At 50.8% G+C, this 15,195-nt stretch carries 12 protein-coding genes, 1 tRNA gene and 2 pseudogenes; 4 read left to right on the top strand and 11 right to left on the bottom strand.

Translation table 11 applies throughout. The features are described from left to right. Positions 1 to 21 precede the first annotated feature (21 nt). The 3 genes from GF617_RS15785 to GF617_RS15775 form a co-directional block, all read right to left on the bottom strand. Complete coding sequence (locus GF617_RS15785; protein ID WP_181622350.1) at positions 22 to 792, bottom strand: class I SAM-dependent methyltransferase; 771 nt, start codon at positions 790 to 792, stop codon at positions 22 to 24. 77 nt (positions 793 to 869) lie between these two features. Further along, positions 870 to 1,670, bottom strand: a complete 801-nt coding sequence (locus GF617_RS15780; protein ID WP_042320745.1) for an endonuclease/exonuclease/phosphatase family protein — start codon at positions 1,668 to 1,670, stop codon at positions 870 to 872. Positions 1,671 to 1,807: 137 nt separating this feature from the next. Then, a complete protein-coding gene (locus GF617_RS15775) occupies positions 1,808 to 2,983 on the bottom strand; it encodes an MFS transporter (protein WP_181622349.1) in 1,176 nt (391 codons plus the stop codon). 104 nt (positions 2,984 to 3,087) lie between these two features. Between GF617_RS15775 and yafC the strand changes: the two genes are divergently transcribed. Beyond that, on the top strand, positions 3,088 to 3,993 hold the full coding sequence (yafC, locus tag GF617_RS15770) for a DNA-binding transcriptional regulator YafC (protein WP_203452048.1): 906 nt from the start codon (positions 3,088 to 3,090) through the stop codon (positions 3,991 to 3,993). Between the two features lie 17 nt (positions 3,994 to 4,010). Here the strand turns inward: yafC and dkgB are convergent, their stop codons facing one another. Continuing rightward, on the bottom strand, positions 4,011 to 4,814 hold the full coding sequence (dkgB, locus tag GF617_RS15765; RefSeq protein WP_203452047.1) for a 2,5-didehydrogluconate reductase DkgB: 804 nt from the start codon (positions 4,812 to 4,814) through the stop codon (positions 4,011 to 4,013). 235 nt (positions 4,815 to 5,049) lie between these two features. Between dkgB and GF617_RS15760 the strand changes: the two genes are divergently transcribed. Continuing rightward, positions 5,050 to 6,128, top strand: a protein-coding gene (locus GF617_RS15760; RefSeq protein ID WP_203452046.1) for an IS3 family transposase whose coding sequence is annotated in 2 segments (ribosomal slippage) — positions 5,050 to 5,278 and positions 5,278 to 6,128 — 1,080 coding nt in all. Because the reading frame shifts where the segments join, the coding sequence is not laid out codon by codon here. A 59-nt stretch (positions 6,129 to 6,187) separates the two neighbouring features. Next, positions 6,188 to 6,517, top strand: a pseudogene (locus GF617_RS27535) (SymE family type I addiction module toxin). Positions 6,518 to 6,581: 64 nt separating this feature from the next. Here the strand turns inward: GF617_RS27535 and GF617_RS15750 are convergent. From GF617_RS15750 to GF617_RS15735, 4 genes are all read right to left on the bottom strand, one after another. Beyond that, the gene (locus GF617_RS15750) at positions 6,582 to 6,959 is read right to left on the bottom strand and encodes a hypothetical protein (RefSeq protein ID WP_203452045.1); all 378 of its coding nucleotides are present in this window, start codon (positions 6,957 to 6,959) and stop codon (positions 6,582 to 6,584) included. Between the two features lie 32 nt (positions 6,960 to 6,991). Further along, a complete protein-coding gene (locus GF617_RS15745) occupies positions 6,992 to 7,474 on the bottom strand; it encodes an RHS repeat-associated core domain-containing protein (RefSeq protein ID WP_309228272.1) in 483 nt (160 codons plus the stop codon). A 140-nt stretch (positions 7,475 to 7,614) separates the two neighbouring features. After that, positions 7,615 to 8,016, bottom strand: coding sequence for a hypothetical protein (locus tag GF617_RS15740; protein WP_203452044.1), 402 nt, complete (start codon positions 8,014 to 8,016; stop codon positions 7,615 to 7,617). Positions 8,017 to 8,029: 13 nt separating this feature from the next. Continuing rightward, positions 8,030 to 12,187: an RHS repeat-associated core domain-containing protein gene (locus tag GF617_RS15735; protein WP_203452043.1), complete on the bottom strand. Its 4,158-nt coding sequence runs from the start codon at positions 12,185 to 12,187 to the stop codon at positions 8,030 to 8,032. Between GF617_RS15735 and GF617_RS15730 the strand changes: the two genes are divergently transcribed. Then, a protein-coding gene (locus tag GF617_RS15730; protein WP_203452080.1) for an IS3 family transposase occupies positions 12,188 to 13,302 on the top strand; the annotation gives its coding sequence in 2 pieces (ribosomal slippage) (positions 12,188 to 12,440 and positions 12,440 to 13,302; 1,116 coding nt in all). A gap of 30 nt (positions 13,303 to 13,332) precedes the next feature. Here GF617_RS15730 and GF617_RS15725 read toward each other — a convergent pair. From GF617_RS15725 to GF617_RS15715, 3 genes and pseudogenes are all read right to left on the bottom strand, one after another. Next, positions 13,333 to 13,485: pseudogene (locus GF617_RS15725) on the bottom strand (IS110 family transposase); the annotation flags it as partial. Positions 13,486 to 13,605: 120 nt separating this feature from the next. Next, positions 13,606 to 14,844 carry an integrase domain-containing protein gene (locus GF617_RS15720; protein ID WP_203452042.1) on the bottom strand — a complete coding sequence of 413 codons (1,239 nt, stop codon included), beginning with the start codon at positions 14,842 to 14,844 and terminating at the stop codon, positions 13,606 to 13,608. Between the two features lie 274 nt (positions 14,845 to 15,118). Further along, a tRNA-Asp gene (locus tag GF617_RS15715) sits at positions 15,119 to 15,195 on the bottom strand.

Here is a 15,195-nt window from a genome sequence, read left to right as displayed (position 1 = left end):
TTCCCCCGGTGCCTTTTTTATTTATCCTGCTTTCTGCACTTCAGCCATAATCATGTCGCTTGTAAATGACCCATCTTCCTGCAATTCAAAGTAGGCTTTTACCTCCGCAGATGCGCTCTCCTGATACAACCTGATGGCCTGACTCAATGCTTCAGGTGTGCGCATACGTGCAATCCAGGAGCTAAATTCCAGAGGCAAACGGTCAGTAATTAACGAGCGTGAAATTAATCCAGCTTCCGCAGTCAGCGATAACCACTCCCCGCAGGAATAATTACGCACATGTGATGTATCACGCAGCGCTTCAACCGTTTGCAACCAGATATCACGCACCGGATGTCCCGGAGACATAACATCCATAATGATAAAGATACCTCCGGCTTTCAGCACGCGCCTCACTTCTCTTAACGCTTGCCCCACATCGTGCCAGTGATGGGCAGAGTAGCGGCTGATGACAACATCAAACGACCGATCCTCAAAAGGTAATGACTCAGCATATCCCTGGCGTGTGGTGATGTTGTTCAGACTTTTTGCTTTTGCCGCCGCCACAACAACGTCCAACATCTGACTGGATAAATCATACGCGGTGACCTGAGCAACCTGCTGTGCAGCCGCAAAACTTGCATGCCCTGCTCCGCAGCCTAAATCCAGTACGTGCGCCTCAGGGACTGCGGAGAGCCTTTCGCTCAGACGAACTAAATCTCGTCCGGACGCATGCACAGCACTGCTCAGGTAAGCACTGGCCTGCGAGCCAAACTGTTTTTCGACATTGTCGTGATGGGAGTGTGTTGTCATTGTACTGTCCTTTGGTTGATTGAAAGATAAAGGGCAGCACCACCACAGGCCTGCCCCACGGCAGACCTGACACACCATTATTTATCAGGCTTGCCGGGACTGAATTCGACGAGTAGAGGATTATGGTCAGAGGCGCGTGTCACCAGCACAGAAGCATCATGCACGCTCAAACCACGATAGAAGACAAAATCGAGAGGACGACCGAAGGCTTTCTTACGCTGGTCATCACTAAAACGGACTTCACGCAGCGACATTTCACGTGCGAAGCGATACAGCGCATTCATGCGCGGACGACTCCAGGCATTGAAATCCCCTGCCATAATGATCGGCCCACTGTGGTGCGCTATCTGATCGCCAATAGGAAGTAACTGCTTACTATACACATCCACACCCAGACTGAAGTTCACGGCGTGAATATTAACGACCATCAACAGGCGGGTGTCAGGCAATGGATACACCGTCACCAGTGCCGATTTTGCCAGGCGCAGAATGGGCTCACGTTCACGCAGTGGGCAGCAATACACCGGATGTGCGGCTGATAAAGTCATCACGCCAGAAGGGTGTTGCGGCAAAACAAATGCCGGAACCTGATCGGCGGCCAGATAGTTCGTCGTTGCGAATCTGACCAGCTCAGGTGTGGTTTGTGCCTCTTGTAAGAGGACCAGATGAGCATCCTTACCAAAGTTTTTCAGTACAGATAACCATTCCGCACGTTGTTGTTTAAAGATATTCCAGACCAGTACGCGAATTTTTTCATCACTGCTTAACGGTGTACCAGCGGGCAATGCCTGGCTGAGGCTCGCAAACGACCCCGGAGGCAAAATTCTCTCCGCTGGCATTCCGGCAACATAGCGCATGGCATAGGTATTTTTTCGCACTTTTGGATACGACCTCTATAACATGAACCAGCCCGGAAAACGGACTGGTTCTACTGTTATAGGGATTTTAGGTCACACTTTCAACGCAATTACTGAGAAACCGCTTTCTGGTTTTGTAAGCAAGCACTTACTGCTACTTATTCAAATGCCACGCGATCAGGTTTATCAAGACGTCCACTCAAGCCAATCAGCAGGAAAGCCGCAAGAACGATAACTGCACCAATCCACGGTGTTTGTGCCAAACCAAAGTTCTCTACAACTTGCCCGCCAATGATAGAACCGATCGCAATCCCAATATTAAATGCGGCAATATTAAGACCTGAAGCAACATCAACTGCGTTAGGTGTATAGAGCTCTGCTTTTTGTACAACATAGACCTGCAAGCCAGGTACGTTGCCAAAAGCGAAGATCCCCATCACCAGCACTGTTGCCAGGGCAGCATACTGAACTGAAGCCGTGAACTGGAACACGACCAGCAGGGCCGCGAGCGCCGCAAAAATGAACTTCAGAGCAGGCACAGCGCCATGTTTGTCCGCAAGCTTCCCGCCCCAGATGTTGCCAATCGCAACGGATACACCATACCCCAGCAATATCCAGCTCACCGTACCCGGGGAGAAACCTGCGAGATCCTGCATCATTGGTGCAAGGAAAGTAAAAGCGGTGAAGACACCACCGTATCCCAGCGCCGTAATTGCGTAGATGATCAGCAAGCGAGGATGAGTCAGCACTTTAAGCTGATCGCTCAGGGTGGCGCTTGCCCGGCCGGGAATATTCGATGGAACAAGTACTAAACTCGCCACCAGAGCAATCACGCCCAGCATGGATACAGCCAGGAATGTTTCACGCCAACCAAAATGCTGACCAATGAACGTCCCCAGCGGAACACCTGTCACTAGCGCGACGGTTAAGCCGCCAAACATGATAGCAATGGCGGATGCTGCTTTCTCTTTTGAGACAAGGCTCGTAGCAATGGTAGATCCTATTGAGAAAAACACGCCATGTGCAAGACCGGTCAAAAGTCGCGCCACTACCAGTGTGGTGTAGTCTGGCGCTTGCCAGGCCAGAACGTTCCCAGCGGTGAATAAGACCATCAGAGCCATCAACAGCTGTTTACGCGGGAATCGTCCGGTAAGCGCCGTCAGCACGGGCGCGCCAACAGCAACCCCCAGGGCGTAAATAGAAACCAGCAGCCCTGCTGAAGGCAGCGAAATCGCTAGCTGGTCGGCAATAGTAGGCACGAGTCCTACAATAACAAATTCAGTCGTGCCAATAGCAAAGGCACTGATTGTCAGGGCGAGTAGCGCCAGTGGCATAAAATACTCCGTATCATCAGGATTAAGATGACACGAAGTATGCGCCAGTGCTTAAATAACAAAAATGGTCAAAATCTCAATAGAATTTTGCGAGTGATGCAACAATGAAAGCAACGTCGGAAGAGCTGACAATCTTTGTCGCTGTAGTGGAAAGTGGCAGTTTTAGCCGAGCCGCCGAGCAACTTGGGCAGGCAAATTCGGCAATCAGCCGCTCGGTAAAGAAGCTGGAAATGAAGCTTGGGGTCAGTTTACTTAACCGGACAACGCGGCAATTAAGCCTGACCGAAGAGGGTGAGCGCTATTTTCGCCGCGTACAGTCCGTTTTGCAGGAAATGGCGGCCGCAGAGACAGAGATAATGGAAACACGCAGTACTCCGCGTGGGTTGCTGCGCATTGATGCGGCAACACCAGTTGTTCTGCATTTTTTGATGCCACTCATTAAACCTTTCCGGGAACGCTACCCTGAGATGACCTTGTCGCTTGTCTCCTCAGAGACATTTATCAATCTGATTGAGCGAAAAGTAGATGTCGCGATCCGGGCAGGAACATTAACTGACTCAAGCTTGCGTGCCCGACCATTGTTCACAAGCTATCGCAGGATTATTGCCTCACCACAGTATATTGTCCAGTTTGGCCGGCCAGAGACGGTGGAAGACCTCAGGCAGCATATGTGCCTCGGATTTACTGAACCGTTATCGCTAAACACCTGGCCTGTCGCCTGCCATGATGGGCAGCTTCATGTTGTTACCAGCGGTTTATCTTCAAATAGCGGGGAAACTCTCAAACAACTGTGTCTTGAAGGCAACGGAATTGCGTGTTTATCCGATTATATGATTGATAAAGAGATTGCCCGAGGTGAACTCGTAGAATTAATGGCAGATAAACGTCTACCGGTAGAGATGCCGTTCAGCGCGGTGTACTACAGTGACAGAGCTGTGAGTACGCGAATAAGGGCATTTATTGACTTTCTTAGTGAGCATGTAAAAACAGCCCCCGAAGGAGCTGTGTGAGAGGTAGGGTACTAATCTTAGTCCCAGTCAGGGGCTAAACCTTCTGGGCTGACAAGGCGGTCGTTGCACTCCAGTGCAGCGATCGCTCTTTTGTCTTCTTCATCCAACTTGAGGTCTAACGCAGCCAGATTAGTTTCCAGATTTTCACGTTTCGTTGACGACGGGATAACCGCATAACCTTCATCCATCGCCCATGCCAGGATCACCTGTGCTGCTGTGGCATTATGCTTACCAGCGATACGTAAGATAACGTCATCTTTCAATGCATTACCATAGGCCAACGTCATGTAAGAGGTAATATGGATACCGTGCTGTTTTGCCCAGTCGACCACTTTACGGTTTTGCAGATAAGGAGAAAGCTCGATCTGATTGGTGGCAATATTCTCCGCCCCAACGGCCGCAATTGCCTTTTCCATCAGAGGGATGGTGAAGTTGGAGATACCTATCTCGCGGGTTAAACCCTGCGTCTTCGCATCCAGCAGTGCCTGCATAAACTCTTCAACAGAAACAGCATCATTCGGTGATGGCCAGTGGATTAATGTCAGATCAACATAGTCTGTACGTAGTTTTTTCAGGCTTTTCTTCAGGCTTGGGAGTAGCTTGTCCTTGCTGAGGTTTTCAATCCAGATTTTCGTGGTGATAAAGAGCTCATTGCGGGGAATAGCACTCTCTTCAAGTGCCAGGCCAACAGCGGCTTCATTTTCATAAATCTGTGCGGTATCAACGGCACGATAGCCCAGTTCAAGTGCGGTTTTTACAGATGCGATAACAACGTCGTCTTTCAGGCGGAAAGTGCCAAGACCGAATGCAGGGATAGCCATTTAATTCCTCGTTAATCATAGTGTTCGTTGACTGAGGAGGATTATCTCTGCTGAAGTTATGCAGAAAAAGAGAGTAAAAAGCAGAGGATTTTTGCTAATTTAGCAATAGACAGTAAAAGACCACCTTCTGAGAAGGTGGCTTTTGAGAATGCCCCCTGTAAGCATCCCGGTAAACCGGACCATTCACATTTAGAGATCTTCCGGCATACTGAATATGTCCCCGGAGGAGATCGCCATGCGCAAAGCCCGATTCACCGAACACCAGATCATCGCCGTTCTGAAGTCTGTCGAAGCCGGTATTTCCGAAGCCAGCTATTACAACTGGAAAGTGAAGTTCGGCGGTATGGAAGCCTCTGATATCAAAAAGATGAAGGACCTTGAGGATGAAAACCGCCGGCTGAAACAGATGTTTGCGGACCTGAGTCTCGAATGCCGCGCCCTGAAAGACGTTATTGAAAAAAAGCTTTAAAACCAGCGATAAAGCGTGAGCTGGTCAGCTATCTGACCGCACAGTTTGCCATGAGCTTACGTCAGGCCTGCAGGACGTTATCGCTGAGCAGGACGGTATTTCGTTATCAGCCGGATACGCGACGTGATGAGCCGGTGATTATGGCGCTGACCGTGGCGGCTGAACGCTATCCGCGATACGGATTTAAAAAGCTTTTTCAGGTACTGCGCAGGCAGGGCAACGCCTGGAACCATAAAAGAATTCACCGTATTTACTGCCTGCTGAAACTGAATTTTCGCCGTAAGGGAAAACAGCGCCTGCCGGTGCGCAATCCGGCTCCGCTGGCTACACCAGAGGCGATGAACCAGAGCGGGTCCATCGATTTTATGCACGATGCGCTGGTGTGTGGCAGACGTTTCAGGACCTTCAACGTGGTGGATGATTATAACCGGGAAGCGCTGGCGATCGAAATTGACCTGAATATCCCGGCGCAGCGGGTTGTCAGAGTGCTGGACAGGATCGTGGCAAACCGCGGATATCCGCTGAAGATGCGGATGGATAACGGTCCGGAGCGGGTCTCGCTGACGCTGGCACAATGGGCAGAAGAGCATGGTGTGATGCTGGAATTTATCAGGCCCGGCAAGCCAACACAGAATGCCTTTATCGAACGATTCAACCGGACGTACCGGACAGAAATACTGGATTTTTATCTGTTCAGAACCCTGAACGAAGCACGTGAAATTACAGAGCGCTGGCTGGCTGAATATAACAGCGAGCGCCCCCATGAATCCCTGAATAACCTGACGCCGGAAGAATACCGGCTGATGGCTGAAACCCCGGAAATCTCAAAAAGTGCGTGGAACTAAAACGGGTGCGCTTACAGTAACAGCCGCTGACCACAAGCAACTAACAGAGGTAGTTAATCATGGCTGAACACGATATTACGCCAGAAATCGCCATTTCCAAAACACAGCGCCGCTATAAAGTCGGCTATGTTAGAGCCCGCCACATAAACAGCAAAACCTACATGACCACGTACTACTCACGACACCCCAGCCTGAACCTTAAGGGCGACTGGCTCGCTGAGGCGGGATTTGATACCGGACGGGGTGTCACGGTGAAGATTTCGGAGGGGTGACTGACCATCATCGCTGACAGTGACGAGGTACAGGAACTGCGGGAGGAACTTTATCTGGTTAAACAGTCGGTTAAGGGAATGAAGAACCGGATATCCGGCGTATTGCGCGAGGTATAAAAATAAAAGCCGGGAATATCACGGAGATGTTTCCCGGCTTTTTATTTAACTTTCATGCTATAGATTAATAATTATCCTTCATCAATTTAACCTCCCATGAGGTACTATCTGATATAGTTATTAAAGCCAAACAATGTGATAAATCACCATTGTCTAGTACGCTATATTTAACTGGCTTCACTAATGCAGCTAAAAAGCAATTCTTTATGTCACTTAATGAGTTGGAAAAATTTTTAACCTCATCCCATGATAATTTAAATCCGGTATCCTTGGATAAAACTCGTTGCTCAAAATCAGGCATTGACATGTCTCGCGGCGCAATACCAATCGCTTCTATTTCATATAGATACCAGTCCCATTCATTAGTTGGTACTTTATCTAATAAATGAGATAAACGGACCTTTTCTCCATTGTTCCACATCGACCCTTTACTCACATTCATTATGGGATCTCCAGATCTTTTGCAGGACCATGTTACGGTGTTCCTCCTGTAGAGTTAGGAATATAATCATGCTGATGAGGATTGGGATGTTCCTTAGGCCTTCCATGATCTGTAAAATCAATATCTCTTTTGGGAACTAAATTACCATTTTCATCATATCCCCATTCTCTGGCCTGAGTATAATCTCCTTTTCTTCCTGATTTAGTACCTAATTGAGTATGTGGCGCATTAACATCAGGGATTGGATTTCCATTTTTATCACGAGGTAATTGCCGAGCAGGTCGGTAAGTGCCATAAGGATTTTTATTTTCAACATCCGTTTTGCACAACCCAAGCGGATCTATATATTTGAGAGGATTAGGTACATAAGCATATAAGTTTAACCCGCCTCTTAGCCCTATCGGGTCTGGACTGATATAGGTCCCGCTCTCCGGATTATAGTAGCGAAGCCGTTTATAGTGTAACCCTGTCTCCTCGTCATAATACTGACCCTGGAACCGCAGCGTGTTGTTCACCCTGTTGTGCCACAAACTACGATAGGAACTTTATCATGTTAAACGGCTAGTTAATGTGATGCCTAACGGGATGTTTATTGTGCTGAACGAGAATTAAATAGTAAAAAGCCGGAAAGATTTAATTCCCCCCCGGCTTTTAATTAGTTATAGTAAGTGAAACCAAAAAAATTATTAGGGTCTAAAAACAACTGCCTTTCATTTTCCCCATCCTTGTAATCAATCTCAATCTTAGTAAAAGGAATTGCTTTGTAGTCAATTTTAGTTACTTTTATCTCCTGTTCAGTCTTAAATAACTGTTGATATATAGACATCAAAGAAAATTTGTCATCTACATCCACATCAAACCATTCATTTATATTTTCCAATTGATAATATCGAATAACCCCATCCTCAATATATAATTCAAAGATATCGTCACTTATGATGAAGTATATCCTCTCATACATCGGATGAAATACTGGTGGTGTTTCGGCATCTGAATAACCAGAAACCACAACATCATTTACAGTGCCTTGTAACATACGATTAAATAATTTTTCCATAACACACCACTCTCTAGGGAGAAAAAATAATTCCAATATCCATACCTTTCCCAGACTCAATAAGCGTTACAAATTCCTCTAAACCATCAGTTAGTTTTTTGGATATGTAAGTCATCCCTTCCCCTCTATATATTTCCATCAATGGCTGGCCTTTTTTTATTGTTCCCTGACCGATATGGACTAGCTTCCCACTATCTCGCAGAATTTCAATATCTTTTAAAAACTCAGCCCCCTCATCAACCTTCCACTTTGGATATTTTTTGCCTAAATAATCTTCAAGGAGACCTTTATGTCGAATAAAATGATCTTTGAAATTTTTACCGGGTTTTACACTACACCCAGTAAGTCCCAGTGGGTCAATGTAATTTAGTGGATTTTTTACGTAAGCATAGAGGTTTATTCCACCCGCCAGCCCTATCGGATCTGCCGAGATATACCGCCCACTCTCCGGCTCATAATACCTGTACCGGTTATAATGTAAACCACTCTCTTCATCAAAATACTGTCCCTGAAAACGCAGCGGATTCCTCACCGAACCTGATCGCTCGCTCCACGCCCCCCACGGCCCGGCACTCTGCGACCACGCCACTCCGCCTCGCTCATCCGTCAGCCTCAGCGGGGCACCGTTCACGTCGTTATGATAAAAATATATCCGCTTCTCCGGCTCGCTGAATCCGTCCTTTTCGTTCCAGCGCTGCCCGTACCTTATCAGCCCCAGTGGCTCAAAACTCCGCGGATAATATACGTACTCCTGCACCGCCTGCCCGGTGACCAGACCCTTCAGCCTCGCCTCCCGCTCTTCGCTGCTGCCCGGCCTGCGCATGTCGCACGCCGCCGTCAGAGTTTCCTCCACCGGAGCCGTATCCTGCACTTCTCCCGCCAGCGCGTCTCCGTCCCACCAGAACCACGTCAGGCTGGCCGTCACCTCTCCCGCCTTCGTTGTCTTTTTAAACACCCGGCGGCCCAGACCGTCATAACCGTACTGCGTCGTCCCGCTCTCACTGCGCAACGCCGACAGCCTCCCGCTGACGTCCCACTCCAGCGACTCGCTGACAACCTTCTGTGACCACAGGTACGGCGTCCGACGCTTACGCCTCACCAGCTGACCGTTCCGGTTATACCCGTGCTCCAGCGTCACCAGCCGCTCTTCTTCCACACGGCCATAACACTGCCACTCCTCCCCGCTGCCGCTGATGTCTTCCCGCAGCCGATTACCCGCCGCGTCGTACACAAAATTCGTTACCCGACCCAGCACGTCAGTGTGCTCTGTCAGCCTGTCCATCACGTCATGGCTGTAAAACTCCCTGCCTGCCAGACTGTCATTGCGCGACCGCACGTTACCGTTCAAATCGTAATGCCACTCGGTGGCAAACAGCGGTCTGGCCTCCCTGCTCACCCGCTGTGCGCTCAGCCAGCCGTTTTCGTTGTAGCTCAGCTGGCGCTTCAGCTCCGGCGCAAGCTGCTCTTCACGCAGCCGTCCCAGCGCGTCATACGCCAGCGCACTCGCCGGTTCGTCGTTTATCTGTATCCGGCTTAGCTGCCCCGCGTCGTTGTAGCCCAGCTGCACGCGGTTACCGCTGTCGCTCTCCCGCCCTGCATACTGGCCGGACGCCGTAAAGCTGTGCCGTATACCGAACCCGTCCTGCACCTCTTCCGTCAGCCTGCCGCCGCTGTCGTAACGCCAGCTCAGTCTGCGGTACGGGTTGTCGCAGGCCGTCAGCTGCCCCCGGCGGTTATACTCGTAGCGCGCCAGCAGCGTGTCATTGTGATACTGCCCAGTGATGCGCCCCTGCTTATCATGCCACCAGGTCAGGGTCGTCCCGTCCGGTCCGGTTCTGCCGTTCAGCAGGCTGTCGGCGCTCCACCGGTAGTGTGTGCTCTGCCCCCGCCAGTCCCGCTCTTCCGTTATTCGCCCCAGACTGTCGCGGATTATCTGCCAGCGCTGGCTCATCTGGTTGATGACGGCCACCAGCCGGTCTTCGGTGTCATACTCGTAACCAATGCGGTTACCGTCCGGCAGGGTACAGCCGGAGACCTCGCCTGTGGCGGTATAGTCCAGCCGGGTGACGCGCTGGCCGTCGTCATAAGCCACAAGCTGACCCTCTGCATCGTACTCCAGCCGGATGGCGTTACGGCACGGCAATCTGGCTTCCGTCAGCCTGTTGGCATTGTCGTAACGGTAGTGCCGCTGCTCTTTCAGCACATTCATTTCCGACAGCAGGTTGCCCCGGTTATCATGCACGTATGTCGTTTTCGCCCCGGTGCGCGCCGTCAGCGCGCTGACAAACCCAAGGCGGTCATACTCCAGCAATTCGTGGCCCTGTCCGGTCGTATCGCGGCGCACCATCTGCCCCAGCTCATCGTAGCGATAGTGCTGCTGTACGCCTGCCGGGTCCGTCACACCGGTCAGATTGCCTCGCTCATCATGCCCGAACCGCCAGCAGGCTTTTTCCGGGTCGCGGGCTTCTTTCATATGCAGCCCCTGCCAGACGGTCACAAACTCGCTGTCGTCCGGCGCGATTTCCCGGCAGATATTGCCTGCCTCATCATATTCAAAGCGGGTGGTCCTTCTGTCCGGCGTGGTGATACTGACCGTCTGCCCAAATTCGTCATAGAGGAAAAACGTCGCGCCGCCCTCCGGGTCAATTTCACACACCGGAAGCCGGTCTTCACTGAAACGGATAATGGTGGTATGCCCCAGCGAATCCGTCATCTCCAGCTCATGGCAGAAATCATTCCAGACAAAGCGATAGTCATACCAGCCACCATCGCCCCAGGCGTGGATAACGCGCCATGCATCATCGTATTCATAGTGGAAGCGCTGCCCGAGGCGGTCAGCGTGATACTGCATGTAAACCCGCTCCCGCCAGGCGAAATGGCGGCGGTGGCCACAACTGTCGGTCTGGCCTGCCAGCTGGTTATCCTGGGTATAGTCGTACTGCGTCAGGTCCCATTGCGCCTCATCACTGCCCGGCCCCATATCAGCATGACTGTCGCACAGGCGAATGCGGACAATGCGCAGGTGCAGGCAGTCCGCTTCCACCCTGCGCCCGGTCAGCGCCTGCGAAGTGTATTCCGTCAGGGTGATACGCCCGGTTTCATAGCGAAAACGCCAGCCGTTGCCGTTGTTGTCTTCCAGCCTGTCCGGGCGCAGGACAGAAGCCGGAGACGCAGTCTCCTGACGAAAGCACCATCGACGGTTTTCCTCCGTTTCTGCATGCCAGTGGCGAACGCCCTCTTCTTCCTCATACCACAACAGCGCACCACCCGGCAGACTGCTTACGGCATGGGCCTGACCTGCCTGTTCGGGGATGTCTGCAAAAAACAGCGAGCCGTCAGCCAGCACAAGTTCATGGTAATCGTCTTCTGTGTGATGGATAAGGCGGGTATCTGCCAGCGTTTTCCAGCCATAACCGGGCAATCCCTCTTCCTGTACATCCGCAGAACGGTAGTAACGTATCCAGTCCAGCGGCACACGGCCCGGCAGCAGAAAATCTCGTTGTTCCAGTCTGACGCTGCCGTCACGAATATCGACAGGTTCAGCGCGCAGTACCTTACACTTGATGAAACTGGGATCCATGTTTTTAAAGAGTTTCTGGCGGAACTCCTTAAATTTCCCCATGAACTTTTTATAAGCCTTGCTTTTCCCGATGCGTTTAAAGGCGGCAAACCCCGCTTTGCTCAGCATCGACATCATGCTGATGGTCTGTGGTCCACCGACAGAAACATGATGCGGTAACGCCATATTGAGCGTAAGGGGAGCCGTCAGGGAGAGAATGGGCATTTTTTTTGCCCGCCTCAGACGAAACGGGGGAATGATGCCCACAACGTTGCAACTCAGCGTGGGGGACAGTCTGCGTGACAGCGGATCTCCGTCAACAATAACCGTTTTACTCCCCATAAACACTTCATCATCGGTCTGGGGGCCGCCGGGGACTTTTGGGGGAGGAACCGGAGCACCAATCAGAATATGGAAGGCCTTTCCCTCTGTACCGGCAACGGTGCGCCTCAGTCCGTGGATTTTTACCGTCGCGCCAATAATGGGCGCATAGTCCCATACGTCAAAAACAATGGCGATATGCGGCGTGGGCCAGACTCCCGGCGGCAGGGCATAAGAATGAAAATCGATCCCCAGCATCGGATCAAAGTGTTTACTGGCGTTGACAGCCATATGACGGTTTCCGACGAACAGATCATCAGTATTCTTCGCGAAGCGGAAGCCGGAGTTTCTGCCCGTGAGCTCTGCCGTAAGCACGCAATTTCCGATGCCACTTTCTACACCTGGCGCAAGAAGTTTGGTGGCATGGAAGTTCCTGAGGTGAAGCGGCTTAAATCTCTTGAAGAGGAGAACGCCCGCCTCAAGAAGCTACTTGCCGAAGCCATGCTGGATAAGGAGGCACTTCAGGTGGCTCTGGGGCGAAAGTACTGACGACAGGCCAGAAGCGGGAAGCCGTTGAGTTTATGTGTGATGCGACCGGTCTGTCGCAACGTCGTGCCTGCAGGCTTACGGGTTTGTCCCTGTCGACCTGCCGCTATGAGGCTCAGCGTCCGGCAGCTGATGCGCATTTATCAGGGCGCATCACTGAGCTGGCACTGGAGCGCAGGCGTTTTGGCTACCGCCGCATCTGGCAGTTGCTGCGTCGGGAGGGCCTTCACGTCAATCACAAGCGGGTATACCGTATTTACCACCTTAATGGACTGAGCGTAAAACGCAGACGACGCCGTAAAGGGCTGGCAACCGAACGGTTTCCGCTTCTGCGCCCGGATGCGCCGAACCTGACATGGTCGATGGATTTCGTTATGGACGCACTGGCCAACGGTCGGAGGATCAAGTGCCTGACCTGTGTGGATGATTTCACGAAGGAGTGTCTGACGATCACCGCTGCTTTCGGTATTTCAGGCGTTCATGTCACGCGTATTCTGGACAGCATCGCGCTGTTTAGGGGCTATCCGGCGACAATAAGAACCGATCAGGGCCCGGAATTTACCTGCCGCGCGCTCGATCAATGGGCCTTTGAGCATGGTGTGGAACTACGGCTTATCCAGCCTGGTAAGCCAACGCAGAACGGATTTATTGAGAGTTTTAACGGACGCTTTCGCGATGAGTGTCTGAATGAACACTGGTTCAGCGATATTCTTCATGCCCGGAAAACGATTAATGACTGGCGGCAGGATTATAACGAGTGCCGTCCCCATTCATCGCTGGATTACCAGACACCAGCTGAATTCGCAACGGACTGGCGAAACAGGAAATATGAAGAAAAACCAACCGACATTACTAACTGAAGGTTGTATCTAATCCTGGGGGCAGGTCAACGCCACTTCACAAATCGCTTCGGTGTCAATGAAATCGTTCTTGTTGCTCTTGATGAAGGGGCGAACAAACTACGGTGAAATCAACTTTGCCTGAAGACCAAACGAGGCTAGTTGACGAGCCAGAAAATAAGCTCCAGCACAGTTTTTCATGATAGTTCATTTTGAAAGAAAAACACCCTGCTAGCGTACCGCTCACAGGGTGGGGATGACCATTTCATTAGAGCCGGTGAATAGGTCACACCGACTTTTTATTTATATTTCATAGGAAGATTATCACGCAGCATCTCTACTCATGGTTGCCCGCAGTGCAACACTTTGCATCGACTCACTGATTTTTTGTCCCCACCACGCCATTAGCTCCACACGTTGTGTCAGATAGGCATCACGGTTATAGGGTCGCATCATCTTCTTACCTTCGACATGAGCTAATACCGCGTCAACAACATCGGACGGAAAACCCGCATCAATCATAGACGTACAACCAAGGGCCCGAAAACCGTGCGAAACAAGCTCGCCCGTATACCCCATCCGGCGCAATGCCTTATTGACAGTTTCTGAATTCATGGGCTGACTGTTTTTAACCCGGCCCGGAAACAAAAACGACGTATGCCCAGTCATGGGCTTCAATTTCTCAATAACCCACAACATTTCGGGAGACAAGGGAACTTTATGGATACGGCGCTTCTTCATACGTGCAGCAGGAATGATCCAGAGTTTTTCCTGTTCATCGATTTCGTTCCATCTGGCTCCCGCTGCCTCACCGGGACGCACCAGTGTCAACAATTGCCACAGGATCATATAACGGGTTAATGACGCCAGACTCGCGGCTTCAATACGCTGAACCAGTTCATCCAGTCGCTTAGGACTGATGGAGGGCATATTTGTCACTTCCGGCGATGCGAATACCTGACTGACACGATAGAGAGGGTTCATATCCATCAGCCCCAGATTAACAGCATATTCCATAACATTATTGACGCGTTGAACAATGCGACGGAGGGTTTCCAGCGAACCGCGCACTTCGATGGGTTTCAGGGCAGCAATCAGCATCGGCGCTTTAAGCTCTGTCACAGAAATATCCCCAATAGAGGGAAGCACATGGTTTTCCAGCGAAGACCAGATTTGAGCAGCGTGCTCTTTGGTGACTTTTCCCTGTTTCTGGGTTTTAAACCATTTTTCTGCGACGAGCTGAAAACGGCTTTCCTCTGCCAGCCTTACCTGTTCTTCGGCTTCGCGCTCCAGTTCTTTTGGATCAATACCTTTTTTCAACAGAGTTAATATTTTCTGATGTTCTTTACGGGCATCTGCGAGGGAGACTTCCGGATACGATCCCAGACTGATTGTTGTGTTACTTCCGGTTGCAGGCCGTTTGTAACGACAGTGCCAGTATTTATTGCCACTGGGTTTGATTTGCAGGCACAGACCACGACCATCAAACAGGTAGTAAGCACTGTCGCGAGGCTTCGCTTTCTGGATCTGAGTTGCAGTAAGAGGGTTGGTAACAATCGCCATGATAGCTCCTTATAAAGGCTGGCCCAGAGGCCGGATTTCACAAAGTTTTCATGGCTGCATGTTGCTGAAACTAAAACTGTTTCGCCGCATAAAACTAAAATTGAGCGTACTAAAATTTCCCCTTTTGAGTGATCCACTCCTTTATGCACTCATTATCTTTTGCTTCCCCAAGACAACATCAGAAAGCATCAGACGAAAAAAAACCGCAAGCCATTGTATGACCTGCGGTTTCTTAACTCATAAGGATGTATAAAAACACCCTCGAACAATGAGTTGGCGGAACGGACGGGACTCGAACCCGCGACCCCCTGCGTGACAGGCAGGTATTCTAACCGACTGAACTACCGCTCC

Source organism: Lelliottia sp. RWM.1 (assembly GCF_016859735.1).
In the GTDB taxonomy this organism is placed as follows: Bacteria; Pseudomonadota; Gammaproteobacteria; order Enterobacterales; family Enterobacteriaceae; genus Enterobacter.
Note: the sequence above shows the minus strand (reverse complement) of the source record. Positions and strands in the feature narration are given on the sequence as shown.

Excerpts from the sequence above, each read along its gene's own strand:
- GF617_RS15750 (WP_203452045.1), bottom strand. The coding sequence starts at position 6,959 with ATGAATGTGAGTAAAGGGTCGATGTGGAACAATGGAGAAAAGGTCCGT.
- dkgB (WP_203452047.1), bottom strand. The coding sequence starts at position 4,814 with ATGGCTATCCCTGCATTCGGTCTTGGCACTTTCCGCCTGAAAGACGAC.
- GF617_RS15720 (WP_203452042.1), bottom strand. The coding sequence starts at position 14,844 with ATGGCGATTGTTACCAACCCTCTTACTGCAACTCAGATCCAGAAAGCG.
- GF617_RS15785 (WP_181622350.1), bottom strand. The coding sequence starts at position 792 with ATGACAACACACTCCCATCACGACAATGTCGAAAAACAGTTTGGCTCG.
- GF617_RS15740 (WP_203452044.1), bottom strand. The coding sequence starts at position 8,016 with ATGGAAAAATTATTTAATCGTATGTTACAAGGCACTGTAAATGATGTT.
- GF617_RS15735 (WP_203452043.1), bottom strand. The coding sequence starts at position 12,187 with ATGGCTGTCAACGCCAGTAAACACTTTGATCCGATGCTGGGGATCGAT.
- GF617_RS15775 (WP_181622349.1), bottom strand. The coding sequence starts at position 2,983 with ATGCCACTGGCGCTACTCGCCCTGACAATCAGTGCCTTTGCTATTGGC.
- yafC (WP_203452048.1), top strand. The coding sequence starts at position 3,088 with ATGAAAGCAACGTCGGAAGAGCTGACAATCTTTGTCGCTGTAGTGGAA.